The following is a 14507-nucleotide window of genomic DNA, read 5'->3' as shown; positions in this document are numbered from 1 at the left end:
CTGAGGTTTTCCGTGCGCCGTCCAGCCGCTGCCAGCTCCTTCCTTGCCGCCCTCGCAGGAGTCGGCCTCCTGCTCAGTGCCTGCAGCCCCCAGCCGTCCCAAACCGCGGGCCAGGCACAGGGGATCAACGTCGTGGCCTCAACAAACGTCTACGGTGACATTGCCCGCACGATCGGCGGGGACAAGGTCAAGGTGACGGCAATCATCAACAACGCCGGGCAGGATCCGCACTCCTACGAGGCGACCGCCCAGGACCGGCTGGCTGTGTCCAAGGCCCAGCTCGTCATCGAAAACGGTGGCGGCTACGACGACTTCATCCACACCCTGGTGGAGAGCAGCAAGCTCGACAACGCTTCGGTGCTGACCGCCGTCGAGGTTTCCGGCCTTGCCCATCCGGAAGAAGCTGCCAGTGGAGCGCCATCGACAACCCCGGACGCGGCAGGCGGGCACGACGGTCATGACCACGGCGGCCTCAACGAGCACGTCTGGTACAGCCTGCCTGCGATGGAGCGGATAACTGACGGCATAGCGGACAAGCTTGCCGCCCTGGACCCCGGCTCTGCGGCCACGTTTTCCGCCAACGCCGAATCCCTTAAGTCCTCCCTGGCGTCTCTGCACAGCCAGTTGGACGCGTTGAAAGCCGCCGGGGGTGGGGGCCGGGTGGCAGTCACGGAGCCGGTGCCGCTGTACCTGCTCGAAGATGCCGGGCTGGCGAACGCGACGCCTGAGCAGTACACGGCCGCAATTGAAGAGGGCGCCGATGTTCCTCCCGCCGTCCTGAAGGAAGCCACGGACCTGGTCGGGTCCAAAGCCGTCCGCCTGCTGGCTTACAACGCCCAGACGGAAGGGCCCCAGACCGAAGCGTTGAAGAAGGCGGCTGAAACCGCGGGCGTGCCTGTGGTGGACTTCACCGAGACCCTGCCCGAAGGCAAGACCTACCTGCAGTGGATGACGGACAATGTGAACAACATCAGCAAGGTTTTGGAGACAAACAGGTGAAATCGGTCATCAGCCTTAAAGGGGCGTGCCTCAGGTTCGGCCAGCGCACGCTCTGGGAGGGCCTTGACCTGGACATCAGGCCCGGTGAGTTCTTCGCCGTGCTGGGTCCCAACGGCAGTGGCAAGACCAGCTTCCTGAAAGTGCTGCTGGGCCTGCAGAAGCTGCAGGCGGGAGAAGCATCGCTTGGCGGGCAGCCCGTGGAACGCGGCAGCAGCCTGATCGGCTACGTACCCCAACAGAAATCCTTTGCACCGGACACACCCATGCGGGCCCGCGACCTGGTGGGGCTGGGAGTGGACGGCCATCGCTGGGGAATCCGGCTCTCACTGGCCAGGACAAACCGAAAGGTTGACCAGCTCCTGGAGCTGGTTGGTGCCTCCGACTATGCCAACGTCCCGGTGGGCCAGCTCTCCGGCGGCGAGCAGCAACGGCTCCGGGTGGCCCAGGCCCTGGCGACGGATCCCCAGGTCCTGCTCTGTGACGAGCCGCTGTTGTCGCTGGACCTGCACCACCAGCAGGCAGTGAGCGCCCTGATCAGCAAACAAAGCCGCGAGCACAACAGTGCTGTGGTCTTTGTGACCCACGAAATCAATCCAATCATCGAGTACGTGGACCGTGTCCTCTACCTGGCCGGGGGACGTTTCCGGGTTGGGGCGCCCGATGAGGTAATGACCACGGAAGTGCTTTCGGACCTTTACGGCAGCCATGTGGAGGTGATCCGCGCCAACGGCCGGCTCGTGGTGGTCGGCCTGCCCGATGCCACCACGCACCATCATGCCGGGGCGGACGCGATGGCAGGGGAGGTGGCGTAATGGACGCGGACAGTATCCTGGGCGCCATTTTCAATTTCGACAACTACGGCGAACTGTTGGTCCTGGTACAGAACTCCATCTGGGCCGGCGCCATCCTGGGGCTCCTCGGCGGCCTGGTGGGCACTTTCGTCATGAAGCGCGACCTTGCGTTCGCTGTCCACGGCATCTCCGAGCTGTCCTTTGCGGGCGCCGCTTTTGCGCTCCTGGTCGGGGCCGATGTGGTCTTCGGCTCGCTGGTTGGATCGGTGGCGGCCGCGCTGCTGCTGGGCCTGATGGGGGTGCGCGCCCGGGACAAGAACTCGATCATCGGGGTCATCATGCCGTTCGGGCTGGGACTGGGGATCCTGTTCCTGTCGCTCTACCAAGGCCGCGCGGCGAACAAGTTCGGGCTGCTGACCGGGCAGATCGTTTCCGTGGACACAGTCCAGCTCCAGGCACTCGCCGGGACTGCCGTCGTCGTGATGCTCGTGCTGCTGGCCGTCTGGCGGCCGCTCAACTTCGCCAGCGTTGACCCGGAACTCGCCGAGGCGCGGGGAGTGCCCGTCCGCAGCCTGGGCATTGTGTTCATGATTGTCCTGGGCGTCAGCGTGGCCCTGTCCATCCAGGTGGTGGGCGCACTGCTGGTCCTCGCCCTGCTCATCACTCCTGCAGCCGCAGCCCTGCGGGTCACCTCATCGCCGGTGGCGGCGGTGGTGCTCAGCGTGGTCTTCGCCGTGACGGCCACGGTGGGCGGAATCCTGCTGGCCCTGGGCGGCCGGATCCCTATCAGTCCCTATGTCACCACGTTGTCGTTCCTGATCTACGTGGTGTGCCGCACCATCGGCTCCGTACGGGAGGCCCGTGGCCTCAACGGGCGGGTCCTTACAGCTTCCCGGCAGCCTTAAGGGCAGTGCAGTCCGGGCACAGCCCGAAGATTTCCACTGTGTGGTCCACCTCGGTGAACCCATGCTCGGACGCAGTGCGCACGGCCCACGTCTCCACGGCGGGGGCTTCCACCTCCACGGCCTTTCCGCAGTTCCTGCACAGCAGGTGGTGATGGTGGCCGGTCACAGCGCAGCGCCGGTACACTGCCTCGCCGTCGCCGTTGCGCAGCACGTCAACCAGGCCTTCATCGGCGAGTGACTGCAGGATGCGGTAGGCGGTGGCAAGCGAAACCGACACGCCCTGGTTCTGCAGGATCCGGTAGAGCTCCTGGGTGCTGACGAAGTCGTCCAGCCGGTCAAGGGCAGCACTGACGGCTTTGCGCTGCTTGGTAACGCGCTGTTCCTTGCCGCCTCCAGCCGGGGACGGGGCGGCGGAATCAGCCTTGACGCCGGTAGGCATGGACGAACTCGCTTCCGTGGGGGGCAAACATCAAGATTACCAGCCGGATCTTCCTGGACGGCGTTCGTGGACAGCGTTCCGGAACGGACCCTAGGCTGGCGCTTATGAAGCTGACCAAATACACCCATGCCTGTGTCCGGCTCGAGAAGGAAGGCGGGGTCCTGGTCCTGGATCCCGGAACCTTCTCCGAATCAGCGGAGGCGCTGTCCGGGGCCCACGCCGTACTGGTGACGCACGAACACGCTGACCATTTGGACACCAAGGCCGTGGTGGAGGCCCTCCAGGGCAACCAGCACCTTGAGCTCCACGCTCCCGCGGGCGTGGCACAGCAGCTGCGCCAGGAGGCTCCCGGTGCCGCGGAACGCATCCACGCGGTGGATCCGGGATCCTCGTTCCAGGCGGCGGGCTTCGACATCCGCAGCTTTGGTGGCCAGCATGCCCTGATCCACCCCCAGATACCCATGGTGGCCAACATCGGCTTCCTGGTGGACCAGAACGTGTACCACCCGGGGGACTCCTTCATCATCCCGGACGGCATCACGGTCCAGACACTCCTGGTTCCGCTGCACGCCCCGTGGAGCAAGTCAGCCGAGGTAGTGGACTTCGTGATCGGGGTGCGGGCGCCGCGTGCGTTCCAGATCCACGACGGGCTGCTCAACGACAACGGCCTGGGAATCGTTGAAGGGCACGTCAAGCGGATCGGGGCCAAGTACGGCACAGAATACCGGCACCTGGCACCGCGCGAATCGGTGGAGGTCTAGCCGGTCCACTCTCCGGTGTCCAGGAAGCGCGCAATCACCGCTTCGTACGGCGCCGGATCCAGCCCCTGGCCAGCCAGCCACTCCTGGTTCCAGTAGTTGCCCGCATAGCGTTCGCCGCCGTCGCACATCAAGGACACGATGCTGCCCCGGCGTCCCTCCGACAGCATGCCGGCAATTGTCTGCCAGACGCCCCACAGGTTGGTGCCGGTGGACGGGCCGGCGTGCAGGCCTGCGAAGGAGTGCAGGTGGCGCATCGCAGCAACGGATGCGGCGTCAGGGACCTGGACCATCCTGTCGATCACCGTGGGAATGAAACTGGGCTCCATCCGCGCCCGGCCAATGCCTTCGATCCGCGAGGGCAGGCCCGTGGGTTGCGCGGCTGCTTCCCCCAGCCAGCCGGGGTAGAACGCGGAGTTTTCCGGGTCCACCACCAGCAGCCTGGTGGGATGGCTGTGATACCGCAGGTACCGGCCGATCGTGGCGCTGGTTCCGCCGGTGCCGGCCCCCACCACGATCCAGTCCGGCACCGGGTGTGGCTCCAGGCTGAGCTGGCCAAAGATCGATTCGGCGATGTTGTTGTTGCCGCGCCAGTCCGTGGCCCGCTCCGCATAGGTGAACTGGTCCATGTAGTGCCCGTTGCAGGTGGCAGCCACCTCTTCCGCCGCCGCGTAGACGTCAGAGGCGTTCTCCACCAGCAGGCACGAGCCGCCGAACTTCTCGATCAGTGCGATTTTCTCCGGGCTGGTGGTGCGTGCCATGACGGCGACGAAGGGCAGCCCCAGCAGCTGGGCGAAGTACGCCTCCGATACAGCGGTGCTTCCGCTGGAGGCCTCGACGATGGTGGTGTCCTCCCGGATCCAGCCGTTGACCAGGCCGAACAGGAACAGCGACCTGGCCAGCCGGTGCTTGAGGCTGCCGGACCGGTGGGTGGACTCGTCCTTGAGGTACAGCTGGATGCCCCAGTGCTCCGGCAGGGCCACCGAATAGAGGTGGGTGTCCGCGGAACGGTTGTTCTCCGCCGTGATGGTGCGGATGGCCTGGTCCGCCCAGTCCCGGTCCGTTCCGCCGCTGCCAGTGCCGGTGCTGCCCTCGATCTTCACCGCACCAGCCTACCCGCGGCAGCCGGACTGCCCGTCTAAAGTTGGACCGTTGCCTGCGCCAGCAGATGGCCCGGATCCCGCAGAAGGAGCACCATGAAGCCATTGATTGACGTCCCCGGCCTTGAAGCCAGGCTTGCTGCCGGGCACCGGACGGTCCTGCTGGACGTGCGGTGGGTGCTGGGCGACCCGCATGGCCAGGACCACTATCTCGAGGAGCACCTGCCGGGCGCGGTATTCGTTGACCTGGCCACGGAGCTTGCCGATCCAGCCGTTCCTGACCGGGGGCGGCACCCGCTGCCGTCCCGCGACCGTTTCCAGGAGTCGGCCCGCCGGTGGGGCCTGCGCAACGGTGACGTCGTGGTTGCCTACGATGACAGCGGGAATATGGCGGCGGCCAGGCTGTGGTGGATGCTGCGCGACGCCGGCGTCAGCGAGGTCTACCTGCTCGACGGCGGTCTGGGCGCCTGGCGTGCCGCGGGCCTGCCGCTCGAGGCGGGCCCGGTCCGTCCTGTCCCCGGCGACGTTGTGCTGGGCAGCGGGCAGATGCCCGTGGTTGACGCCGGTGCTGCCGCCACCTGGCCGCACAGCGGCCTGTTGCTCGACGCGAGGGCGGGGGAGAGGTACCGGGGCGAGATCGAACCGGTGGACCCCCGTGCCGGCCACATCCCTGGAGCGGTCAGCGCCCCCACCGCTGCGAACGTGGACCAGGCCGGGCGGTTCCTTGCGCCGGCCGAGCTGCGGCGGAGGTTCGAAGCCCTGGGCGTGCAGGACGGCCGGCGGGTGGCGGTCTATTGCGGCTCCGGCGTCACGGCGGCCCATGAGGTGGCCGCACTGGAACTGGCCGGGTTCTCCGCTGCGCTCTACCCGGGCTCCTTCTCGGAGTGGTCAAACCGCCCGGACCTGCCGGTGGCCACCGGCGCGGAACCTGGGGACGGTGCGTCCCCGGGTGGAATCTCCGGCGGAGCCGGGGGTAGCGTCGCACTATGACACCAGGACGTCCCGTACCACCGCCCCTTGCCCATCCCATTTCGCCCGTCGCCGGAACCGCACCCGCCGGGGCCCCCGCAGTCGCAGCCGCAGACGCCGGCGTGCGCGCCGCAGCGTACGGCGCCGTATCAGGAGCCAGCGGCCTGGTGCCGCTGACGGTCACCAGGCGCGCCCCCAAGCCGGACGATGTGGAAATCGCCATCGAGTTCTGCGGGCTCTGCCACTCCGATGTGCACGCCACCCGCGGAGAATGGGGCGGCCAGACATACCCCCTGGTCCCCGGCCACGAAATCGTGGGAACGGTCAGCAGGACCGGTTCGAACGTCACCGATTTCGCCGTGGGCGACCGCGTGGGCGTTGGCTGCATGGTGGACTCCTGCCGCGAATGCGAAAGCTGCCTGGACGGCCTTGAGCAGTACTGCGAAAACGGGATGACCGGCACCTACGGCGCAAAGGACCGGCGGAACGGGGACGCCATCACCCAGGGCGGTTATTCGTCGTCCATCGTGGTGGACCGACGCTACGTCCTGCGAGTACCGGAATCGCTGGATCCGGCCGCCGCCGCGCCCCTGTTGTGTGCCGGCGTCACCACTTTTTCGCCGCTGCGCCACTTCGACGTCGAGGAAGGCGACGTGGTGGGCGTCGTGGGGCTCGGCGGGTTGGGCCACATGGCCGTCAAACTGGCCAAGGCCATGGGCGCGAAGGTGGTGGTGTTCACCACCTCCGAATCCAAGGTTGCGGCCGCCCTGGAACTGGGCGCGGATGAGGTTGTCCTGTCCCGCGACGATGCCTCGATGGCCGCCGCGAACCGCACCATCGACCTCATCATCGACACCGTGGCGGCCCCGCACGACCTGAACCCCTTCTTCCGCACCCTGCGCGTGGACGGCGCACTGTTCCAGCTGGGGCTTCCCTCCGAGGCCATGCCGCCGGTCAATCCGGGTGCCCTGATCCGCCGCAGGATCGCCTATGCAGGCTCACTGATCGGCAGCATTGCCGAAACGCAGGAGATGCTCGACTTCTGCGCTGAGCACGGCGTGGTTGCCGATATCGAGATGGTGGCCGCCGGACAGCTGAATGAAGCCTACGACCGGATGGTCGCTGGAGACGTAAAGTACCGGTTCGTGCTGGACACCAGCACGCTGCAGGCAGCAGCCGAGGAGGCAGACGCATGAGCACCCTGTTCACAAAGATCCTGAAGGGCGAGATTCCCGGCCGGTTCGTCTGGCGCGAGGACGACGTCGCGGCGTTCCTTACCACCGGACCGCTTGCCGACGGCCACACCCTGGTGGTCCCCACCGAAGAAGTGGACCGGTGGACTGACGCCACGCCGGAGACCCTGGCCAGGGTCATGGAAGTGGCACGGCGGATCGGTGCGGTCCAGGTGGACATCTTCGGCGCCCGGCGGGCCGGGCTGATCGTGGCCGGCTACGAGGTCAACCACCTGCATGTGCACGTGTGGCCGTCGCAAAGCATGGCCGACTTCGACTTCGGCTCAGCGGACCAGAACCCGGACCCCGCGGTGCTGGACGCCAACGCCGAAAAGCTCCGCGAGGGCCTCCGGACGGCCGGCTACGGGGAGTTCGTACCCGCGGCCTGACATCCGGCTCTCCGCTGCGTGCCCGGTCCTTGCCGGCCGGGCACGCAGGACGCGCGGAGCAGCCGAAGGTGTTCAGGCTGGCGCAAGTGCCTTGTTGAGCACGGCCCGGATGCGCTTCTCCGACACGGAGTAGGCAGTTCCGAGTTCGACGGCGAAGAGGCTCACCCGGAGCTCCTCGATCATCCAGCGCACCTGGGTTAACTCCCGTCCGGCACGCCGTCCCGGCAGCAGCGCCGACACGGCGTCGTCGTAGTCGTCCTCGAGCCGCTGCACCACTGCCATGTTCAGGGCATCCCGCTGCACGTTCCCGGGCAGGCGCTCCAGCCGCTTCTCGATGGCCGCAAGATACCGCGGGAGCTGGCTGAGCTGGGCGTAGCCCGTGCGTGCCACAAAACCCGGATACACCAGTTGCTCCAGCTGGCTCTTGACGTCGTTCAGCGCACTGATCAGGGCCAGGCTGGTGGTGCCCTTGAGCTGCTTTTCGATCCGCCGGGTGCTGGCCAGGATGCGCTCGACGACGGCGGTGACGGTGAAGACGGTGTCAATCAGTTCAGCGCGCACTAGCTCATACAGGGCGTCAAAGGCCTGGCGGTCCCAGGGCAGTTCCGGTGGCGTGAGCTTGTCGATGGCCGCCAGTGCACAGTCGGCGATCAGGGCCGACACCGAGCCGTGCGGGTTCTGGCTGAAGGTGAGTTTCTCGGTGTTGCTCAGGTGCTCCAGGACGTAGCGGTCCGGCGCCGGAACGCGCAGTGCCAGCAGCCGGATCACCCCGCCGCGCATGGCGTCGAGCTGTTCCTCTGCCGTCTGGAACACGCGCAGGGCCACCGACTTGCCCTGGTCCACCAGGGCCGGATAGCCGGTAACTGTATGGCCCTTGACCATGCTGCTCACCTGGCGCTCGATGGTGCCGAAGGTCCATTCGGTCAGGCCTTCCTGCTCCACGAACCCTGCCGTGGCCGGGGCTCCCGGCACCCCGGCGCCCTGCTGACGGGCCGGTGGCCCGCCGTCGGACGCCTTCCCGTTCCGGCGCTGCCCGTTAGGGGCGGCACCGGGCGCAGTGGAGGCCGGGGTGGCGCCAAGCGATTCGGCAATGGCCCGCCGGGTGGCGGGGGCCAGCTGCTCCTGGAGCCCGGTGAGGTCCTTGCCCTCGCCCAGGACCTTGCCCTTGCTGTCCACCACTTTGAAACTGACGCGCAGGTGCGGGGGGACCGCGTCCCAGTTCCAGGAGCCGGCCGGGATGACCGCGCCGCGGATCCGCCGCAGCGCAAGCTCCAGCGAGGGCTCCAGATCGTCGGTGGCGGGATCGAAGTCGGACTCGAGGACGGCAACTGCCTGCCGGGCGACATCGGGGGCCGGGACAAAGTTCTTCCGGATCTGCTTGGGCAGCGACTTGATCAGGGCCGTCACCAGCTCCACCCGCTGGCCGGGGATCAGCCACCGGAACGGGGCGTCGTCGAGCTGGTTCAGGAACAGGACCGGTACTTCGGCAGTGACGCCGTCGGACGGGTCGGGGGCAGAACCCGGTGCCACCGGATGGAATTCGTACGTCAGCGGAAGCTCGAAGCCCTTGTGCAGCCAGGTCTTCGGGTAGGCGGAGACGTCCAGGTCGTCGGCGTCATCGCTGAGGAGCAGCGACTTGTCGTAATCCAGGAGGTCCGGGTTCTCCCGGCGGGCATCCTTCCACCACTTGTCGAAGTGCCGCTCGGAGACCACGTCGGGGCCGATCCTGGCGTCGTAGAACTCGAACAGGGTTTCGTCATCCACCAGCAGGTCGCGGCGGCGCATGCGGGCCTCAAGTTCCTCCACCTCGTGCAGGAGCGCCCGGTTGCGGTGGAAGAACTTGTGGTGGGTGCGCCAGTCGCCTTCCACCAGGGCATGCCGGATGAACAGCTCACGGGCAACCACCGGATCCACCCGGCCGTAGTTGATCCGCCGCTGGGCGATGATCGGAACGCCGTAGAGGGTGACCTTCTCGTAGGCCATGACGGCACCCTGCTTCGTGGACCAGTGGGGTTCGCTGTAGCTGCGCTTCACCAGGTCCGGGGCCACCTGTTCAGCCCATACCGGATCGAATTTGGCGGCCACCCTGGCCCAAAGCCGGCTGGTCTCCACCAGCTCGGCTGCCATGACAAAGGTGGGGGACTTCTTGAACAGGGCCGATCCGGGGAAGATCGCGAAGCGGCTGCCCCGGGCGCCGGCGTATTCGCGCTTGCGCTCGTCCAGGATGCCGATGTGGCTCAGGAGTCCGGAGAGCAGGCTGATATGGATGCCGTCATGGTTGCCCACGGGATCCGCCAGGCGCTTGTTGTCCAGCGTGATCCCCAGCGGACGGGCGAGCTGGCGCAGCTGGGTGAAGAGGTCCTGCCATTCCCGCACCCGCAGGTAGTTGATAAACTCCGCGCGGCACAGCCGGCGGAAGGCCGATGATGACAGCTCCTGCTGCTTCTCCTGCAGGTAGTTCCAGAGGTTGAGGTAGCCGGTGAAGTCGGAGTTTTCGTCCCGGAAGCGGTTGTGCTTTTCCGCGGCAAGTTGCTGCTTGTCGGTGGGCCGTTCGCGCGGGTCCTGGATGGTGAGCGCGGCCGCCAGCACCATGACCTCGCGGACGCAGCCGCGTTTTCCCGCTTCGACGATCATGCGGCCCAGGCGCGGATCCACGGGCAGCTGGGCGAGTTTCTGCCCGACGGCGGTGAGGCCGCCGCCCTGGGGCCCGCCCCTGCCCCCGGCTGCTTCCGGCTTGGCACCGGTACCCTGGGCGCGCGGGGGAGCCAGGGCGCCAAGTTCGCGAAGGAGGGTGACACCGTCGTTGATGGCGCGGGTTTCCGGCGGTTCGACGAAGGGGAAGTCCTCCACATCCTTGGGCCCCCTTGCAACGCCCATGGCAGTCATCTGGAGGATGACGGCGGCGAGGTTGGTCCGCAGGATCTCCGGGTCGGTGAACCGGGGCCGGGATTCGAAGTCTTCCTCCGAATACAGCCGGATGGCGATGCCGTCGGACACGCGGCCGCAGCGGCCCGAACGCTGGTTGGCCGATGCCTGCGAGACGCGCTCGATGGGCAGGCGCTGGACCTTGGTGCGGTGCGAATACCGGGAAATGCGGGCGGTGCCGGTATCGATGACGTATTTGATGCCCGGAACCGTCAGCGACGTTTCCGCGACGTTGGTGGCCAGCACGATCCGTCGCTTGCTGCCGGGATGGAACACCTTGTGCTGCTCCTGCAGGCTCAAGCGCGCAAACAGGGGAAGGATCTCGGTGTTGGCCAGCCTGCGGTTGGACTGGATGCGGGCCTGCAATGCTTCCGCAGCGTCCCGGATTTCGCGCTCGCCGGAGAAAAATACCAGTATGTCCCCCGGGGCCTCGGCGGCAAGTTCATCCACGGCATCGCAGACGGCGTCCAGCGGATCCCGGTCTTCCTCAAGTTCGTCGTCCGAGGCGTCTTCTTCGTCCGCTTTCGGCTGCGAGAGGGGGCGGTAGCGGATTTCCACCGGGTAGGTCCGTCCTGACACCTCCACAATGGGGGCCGGGTCCTCCGGGGTGCCGAAGTGCTTGGCGAACCGTTCGGGATCAATGGTGGCCGAGGTGATGATGACCTTCAGGTCCGGGCGCTGGGGGAGGATCCGCTTGAGGTAGCCCAGGATGAAGTCGATGTTGAGGCTGCGTTCATGCGCCTCGTCAATGATGATGGTGCTGTACTTGCGCAGCAGTTTGTCCCGCTGGATCTCGGCGAGCAGGATGCCGTCGGTCATGAGTTTGACCTTGGTCGCCTTGCTGACCTCGCCCGTGAAACGGACCTGGAAACCTACTTCCTGGCCGATCTCGACGCCGAGCTCCTCCGCAATGCGCTCCGCCACCGTCCGGGCTGCCAGCCGGCGCGGCTGGGTGTGCCCGATGAGGCCTTTCTCGCCCAGTCCCAGTTCCAGGCACATCTTGGGGATCTGTGTGGTCTTACCGGAGCCGGTCTCGCCGGCGATGATGGTCACCTGGTTGGCGGCGATTGCGGCCATCAGGTCCTCGCGGCGCTCGGAAACCGGCAGCTCGGCGGGATAGGAGATATGAAAAGTCATGGCTGCAGACAGTCTACTGCCGTAAGGAACCGCCCCTTCTTCGTTTCCCGGCCGCCTGCCGTCCTCAGCCGGGCCCGTCGGTGTCCGTGCCGGGAAGTGGTCCGCCGGCTTCCTCCGCGGCGGCCCTCGCGGTATCAACCAGGATGCGCCATGGACCGGTGAGGGCATGCTCGGGCAGGGCAGCCCTGCGCTGCCCTGCGGTGATTGAGTACATGAAGCGGTCCGGCTGGGGCGCCTCGAAGGCCGCCGCGGCCGCCCGTGGCGTGCTGGGAACCGCATCCCACGGGCAGGCCTCGAGAATGGGCTGCCACTGGCTGAGGTCGCTGTCCGTCCGGGCGTCCACCGTCCACACGCGCGTGACCGCCGCGATCCCGCCGGTGCGCTCCACCTTGATCTTCATGGCCTGGCCCCTGGGCTTCCATACGGCCCGGGAGCCAGTGAGCGGGCCGCCGGGCAGTGGTTATACCTTGACCTTCACAGTCTCCCACGCCGCCCCAACGGCGTCATGCTCCGGGGACTCCGGGCCAAAAAGGTCGGCGGCAGCGCGGACCGTGGCACGGGCAAAGACCGTGAACGTGGCGGCGGGCGGCAGGGAACCGTTGGTCAGGGTCTCGTACCAGATACGGCCCGGAGCCTCCCACGCGCAGCCGCCCAATGCCTCCGCGACCAGGTAAAAGGCGCGGTTGGGGATGCCGGAGTTGATGTGTACGCCGCCATTGTCCGCGCTGGTCCGGATGTAGGAGTCCATGGAGTCAGGCTGCGGGTCCTTGCCCAGCACATCGTCGTCGTACGCCGTCCCCGGCGCCTTCATGGACCGCAGGGCCCGCCCCTGGACCTTGGACGTAAAGAGCCCTTCCCCGATCAGCCAGCTGGCCTGCGCGGTGGTCTGGTTCCTGACGTACTGCTCAACGAGCGCGCCGAAGACGTCGGACATGGATTCGTTCAGGGCACCCGCCTGGTTCCGGTACACAAGCCCCGCCGTGTACTGGGTGACCCCGTGTGCCAGCTCGTGCCCGATGACGCTTACGGATTTGGTGAAGCGTTCGAAGACGTCGCCGTCGCCATCGCCGAAGACCATCTGGCTGCCGTTCCAGAAGGCGTTGTCGTACAGCTTGCCAAAGTGCACCGTGGCGTCCAGCTTCAGCCCGCGGCCGTCCACCGAATCCCGCCCGAAGGCGTCGGCATACAGCCTGTGCGTGTTCCCCAGCCCGTCATAGGCCTCGTCAGTGGCGGCATCGCCGGTGGCTGGTCCGCCTTCTTCGCGGACAGGCCTGCCTGGGAGGGTTTCGTCCCCGGCGGCGTCGTAGACGGCGCGGTTGACGGGCCCTGGCTTTTCCGGCCGCAGGCCCGGCGGGAGGGGCGGAACAGCCTGCGAACGCGCAGCCTGGAACGATTCGACGTGTCCCAGCGCTTTCCTGGCGGCGCTTGCCGCGGACGAAAACTCTGGCGCATCCTGCTGCGCCAGCCGCCGCAGCATGTACGGCGGAATGATTGAACAGAATTGAACGTGCATGGCGTACCCTCTCAACTAGGTGAAATCAGCCTAAGAGGAGCCACCGACAATGACAGGGACGCCACCGCCACAAATTCAGCAGCCGCCGGGCGCTGGAGCGGGCAGGGCTGGGTACGGTAGGCGCATGGCTGAAACCGAAAAGCGAACCAAATCCAGTTCCACCCTGCTGACTGTCATCATCGCCTTCGTGGCGAATGTGCTCGTGGCGGCGGCAAAGTCGGTGGCCGCTGTCCTTTCCGGCTCGGCCTCCATGGCCGCGGAGGCAGCGCATTCCTGGGCGGATACGGGAAACCAGGTGTTCCTGTTCTTTGCGGAGCGGCGGTCTGCCCGGCCCCGGGACAAGAGCCACCCGATGGGATACGGCCGGGAGGCCTATGTCTGGTCGATGTTCGCTGCGTTCGGCCTTTTTACCGCCGGGGCAGTGGTGTCCATCATGCACGGCATCCAGGAGATCATTGCCCCTGAACCGGCGTCGGACTTCACAGTGGCGTATGTCGTCCTTGCCGTGGCCTTCGTCTTCGAGGGAGTCTCCTTCGTCCAGGCGTTCCGCCAGACCCGGAAGGCGGCCCACGAGCTGGAACGGCACACCCTTGAACAGGTCCTGATCAGCTCCGATCCCACCCTGCGCGCGGTCTTCGCCGAGGATGCCGCAGCGCTGATCGGCCTCGTGGTGGCGTTCGTGGGCGTATTCCTGCACCAGGTCACCGGCTCGCCGCTGCCGGACGCGATCGGTTCGATCGTCGTCGGCGTGTTGCTCGCCGTCGTCGCGGTTGTCCTGATCGACCGCAACAGGCGCTTCCTGGTGGGCCAGGGCGTCACCCCGGACATCGAGCGCTCCATGGCCCGGCGGGTGCTGGAGCACCGCGACATCGCCCGGCTCACCTACCTGCACCTGGAATTCGTCGGCCCGCGCAAGCTGTACCTGGTGGCTGCGGTGGATCTGGAGGGGGACCACCCGGAGCACGAGGTGGCGGTGGCGCTGCGCCGGATTGAGCGTGAGCTGGAAGACCACGAAACGGTGGAGGAAGCCGTCCTGACCCTCGCAACCCTTGACGAGGCAGCCCTGCGTTTCTAAGCCGGCGCCTCCCGGCGGACCTGAGCGGCAGGGGGCAGGATGCACGGGAACGAAGAAACCCCCGCCGCTTCAACAAGCGGCGGGGGTATTCGTGTGCCCTCGGTAGGATTCGAACCTACGGCCTTCTGCTCCGGAGGCAGACGCTCTATCCCCTGAGCTACGAGGGCAATTTCCGGATATCCTGCCGTTCCCGGCGGGACGTCCTAGAGCTTAGCAGGAAGGTGGCCCGCAAGGGAAAACCGCCACCCGGACCAGCCGGGGGTGGTCGCCGAAGC

Annotated in this window: 13 protein-coding genes and 1 tRNA gene; 8 read left to right on the top strand and 6 right to left on the bottom strand. The window is 66.9% G+C overall.

Annotation, left to right across the window (positions count from 1 at the left end):
* The first annotated feature begins 12 nt into the window (after positions 1–12).
* Genes VIK36_RS13760 through VIK36_RS13750 form a run of 3 tightly spaced genes read left to right on the top strand, consistent with a single transcriptional unit; the run spans position 13 to position 2695 of the window.
* A complete protein-coding gene (locus VIK36_RS13760) occupies positions 13–999 on the top strand; it encodes a metal ABC transporter solute-binding protein, Zn/Mn family (RefSeq protein WP_324642324.1) in 987 nt (328 codons plus the stop codon).
* On the top strand, positions 996–1811 hold the full coding sequence (locus tag VIK36_RS13755) for a metal ABC transporter ATP-binding protein (protein ID WP_324642323.1): 816 nt from the start codon (positions 996–998) through the stop codon (positions 1809–1811). The genes VIK36_RS13760 and VIK36_RS13755 overlap by 4 nt, the downstream gene beginning before the upstream one ends.
* On the top strand, positions 1811–2695 hold the full coding sequence (locus tag VIK36_RS13750) for a metal ABC transporter permease (RefSeq protein WP_255172605.1): 885 nt from the start codon (positions 1811–1813) through the stop codon (positions 2693–2695). Before VIK36_RS13755 ends, VIK36_RS13750 begins: the two co-directional genes overlap by 1 nt.
* Here VIK36_RS13750 and VIK36_RS13745 read toward each other — a convergent pair.
* Positions 2673–3134 carry a Fur family transcriptional regulator gene (locus VIK36_RS13745; protein WP_159631620.1) on the bottom strand — a complete coding sequence of 154 codons (462 nt, stop codon included), beginning with the start codon at positions 3132–3134 and terminating at the stop codon, positions 2673–2675. The genes VIK36_RS13750 and VIK36_RS13745 overlap by 23 nt on opposite strands.
* Before the next feature lie 104 nt (positions 3135–3238).
* Here VIK36_RS13745 and VIK36_RS13740 point away from each other — a divergent pair, with 104 nt between their 5' ends.
* The gene (locus VIK36_RS13740) at positions 3239–3895 is read left to right on the top strand and encodes an MBL fold metallo-hydrolase (protein WP_324642322.1); all 657 of its coding nucleotides are present in this window, start codon (positions 3239–3241) and stop codon (positions 3893–3895) included.
* Here VIK36_RS13740 and VIK36_RS13735 read toward each other — a convergent pair.
* Positions 3892–4995, bottom strand: coding sequence for a PLP-dependent cysteine synthase family protein (locus VIK36_RS13735; protein WP_324642320.1), 1104 nt, complete (start codon positions 4993–4995; stop codon positions 3892–3894). The genes VIK36_RS13740 and VIK36_RS13735 overlap by 4 nt on opposite strands.
* Positions 4996–5088: 93 nt before the next feature.
* Between VIK36_RS13735 and VIK36_RS13730 the strand changes: the two genes are divergently transcribed.
* From VIK36_RS13730 to VIK36_RS13720, 3 genes are read left to right on the top strand one after another with little or no spacing between them, the layout of a single operon-like run.
* Complete coding sequence (locus tag VIK36_RS13730; RefSeq protein WP_324642319.1) at positions 5089–5982, top strand: sulfurtransferase; 894 nt, start codon at positions 5089–5091, stop codon at positions 5980–5982.
* On the top strand, positions 5979–7157 hold the full coding sequence (locus VIK36_RS13725; RefSeq protein ID WP_324642318.1) for an NAD(P)-dependent alcohol dehydrogenase: 1179 nt from the start codon (positions 5979–5981) through the stop codon (positions 7155–7157). Before VIK36_RS13730 ends, VIK36_RS13725 begins: the two co-directional genes overlap by 4 nt.
* Positions 7154–7582, top strand: coding sequence for an HIT family protein (locus tag VIK36_RS13720; protein WP_324642317.1), 429 nt, complete (start codon positions 7154–7156; stop codon positions 7580–7582). The genes VIK36_RS13725 and VIK36_RS13720 overlap by 4 nt, the downstream gene beginning before the upstream one ends.
* Before the next feature lie 72 nt (positions 7583–7654).
* On the opposite strand, the gene hrpA is transcribed toward VIK36_RS13720, so the two are convergent.
* From hrpA to VIK36_RS13705, 3 genes are all read right to left on the bottom strand, one after another.
* A complete protein-coding gene (gene hrpA, locus VIK36_RS13715; RefSeq protein WP_324642316.1) occupies positions 7655–11644 on the bottom strand; it encodes an ATP-dependent RNA helicase HrpA in 3990 nt (1329 codons plus the stop codon).
* Between the two features lie 64 nt (positions 11645–11708).
* Positions 11709–12044: a protealysin inhibitor emfourin gene (locus VIK36_RS13710; RefSeq protein ID WP_324642315.1), complete on the bottom strand. Its 336-nt coding sequence runs from the start codon at positions 12042–12044 to the stop codon at positions 11709–11711.
* Between the two features lie 60 nt (positions 12045–12104).
* Positions 12105–13157, bottom strand: coding sequence for a M4 family metallopeptidase (locus VIK36_RS13705; protein WP_324642314.1), 1053 nt, complete (start codon positions 13155–13157; stop codon positions 12105–12107).
* Positions 13158–13281: 124 nt separating this feature from the next.
* Here VIK36_RS13705 and VIK36_RS13700 point away from each other — a divergent pair, with 124 nt between their 5' ends.
* A complete protein-coding gene (locus tag VIK36_RS13700) occupies positions 13282–14232 on the top strand; it encodes a cation diffusion facilitator family transporter (protein ID WP_255172597.1) in 951 nt (316 codons plus the stop codon).
* A 94-nt stretch (positions 14233–14326) separates the two neighbouring features.
* Here the strand turns inward: VIK36_RS13700 and VIK36_RS13695 are convergent.
* Positions 14327–14399, bottom strand: a tRNA-Arg gene (locus VIK36_RS13695).
* Between the last annotated feature and the right edge of the window lie 108 nt (positions 14400–14507).

Source organism: Pseudarthrobacter sp. LT1 (assembly GCF_035621795.1).
In the GTDB taxonomy this organism is placed as follows: domain Bacteria; phylum Actinomycetota; class Actinomycetes; order Actinomycetales; family Micrococcaceae; genus Arthrobacter.
The sequence above is the reverse complement of the archived record's forward strand: the minus strand, read 5'-3'. Positions and strand labels throughout refer to the sequence as shown.

What these genes read in the sequence shown, in the direction of transcription:
- VIK36_RS13750 (WP_255172605.1), top strand. Translation starts at nt 1,811, where the DNA reads ATGGACGCGGACAGTATCCTGGGCGCCATTTTCAATTTCGACAACTAC.
- VIK36_RS13745 (WP_159631620.1), bottom strand. Translation starts at nt 3,134, where the DNA reads ATGCCTACCGGCGTCAAGGCTGATTCCGCCGCCCCGTCCCCGGCTGGA.
- VIK36_RS13740 (WP_324642322.1), top strand. Translation starts at nt 3,239, where the DNA reads ATGAAGCTGACCAAATACACCCATGCCTGTGTCCGGCTCGAGAAGGAA.
- VIK36_RS13730 (WP_324642319.1), top strand. Translation starts at nt 5,089, where the DNA reads ATGAAGCCATTGATTGACGTCCCCGGCCTTGAAGCCAGGCTTGCTGCC.
- VIK36_RS13725 (WP_324642318.1), top strand. Translation starts at nt 5,979, where the DNA reads ATGACACCAGGACGTCCCGTACCACCGCCCCTTGCCCATCCCATTTCG.
- VIK36_RS13720 (WP_324642317.1), top strand. Translation starts at nt 7,154, where the DNA reads ATGAGCACCCTGTTCACAAAGATCCTGAAGGGCGAGATTCCCGGCCGG.
- hrpA (WP_324642316.1), bottom strand. Translation starts at nt 11,644, where the DNA reads ATGACTTTTCATATCTCCTATCCCGCCGAGCTGCCGGTTTCCGAGCGC.
- VIK36_RS13710 (WP_324642315.1), bottom strand. Translation starts at nt 12,044, where the DNA reads ATGAAGATCAAGGTGGAGCGCACCGGCGGGATCGCGGCGGTCACGCGC.
- VIK36_RS13705 (WP_324642314.1), bottom strand. Translation starts at nt 13,157, where the DNA reads ATGCACGTTCAATTCTGTTCAATCATTCCGCCGTACATGCTGCGGCGG.
- VIK36_RS13700 (WP_255172597.1), top strand. Translation starts at nt 13,282, where the DNA reads ATGGCTGAAACCGAAAAGCGAACCAAATCCAGTTCCACCCTGCTGACT.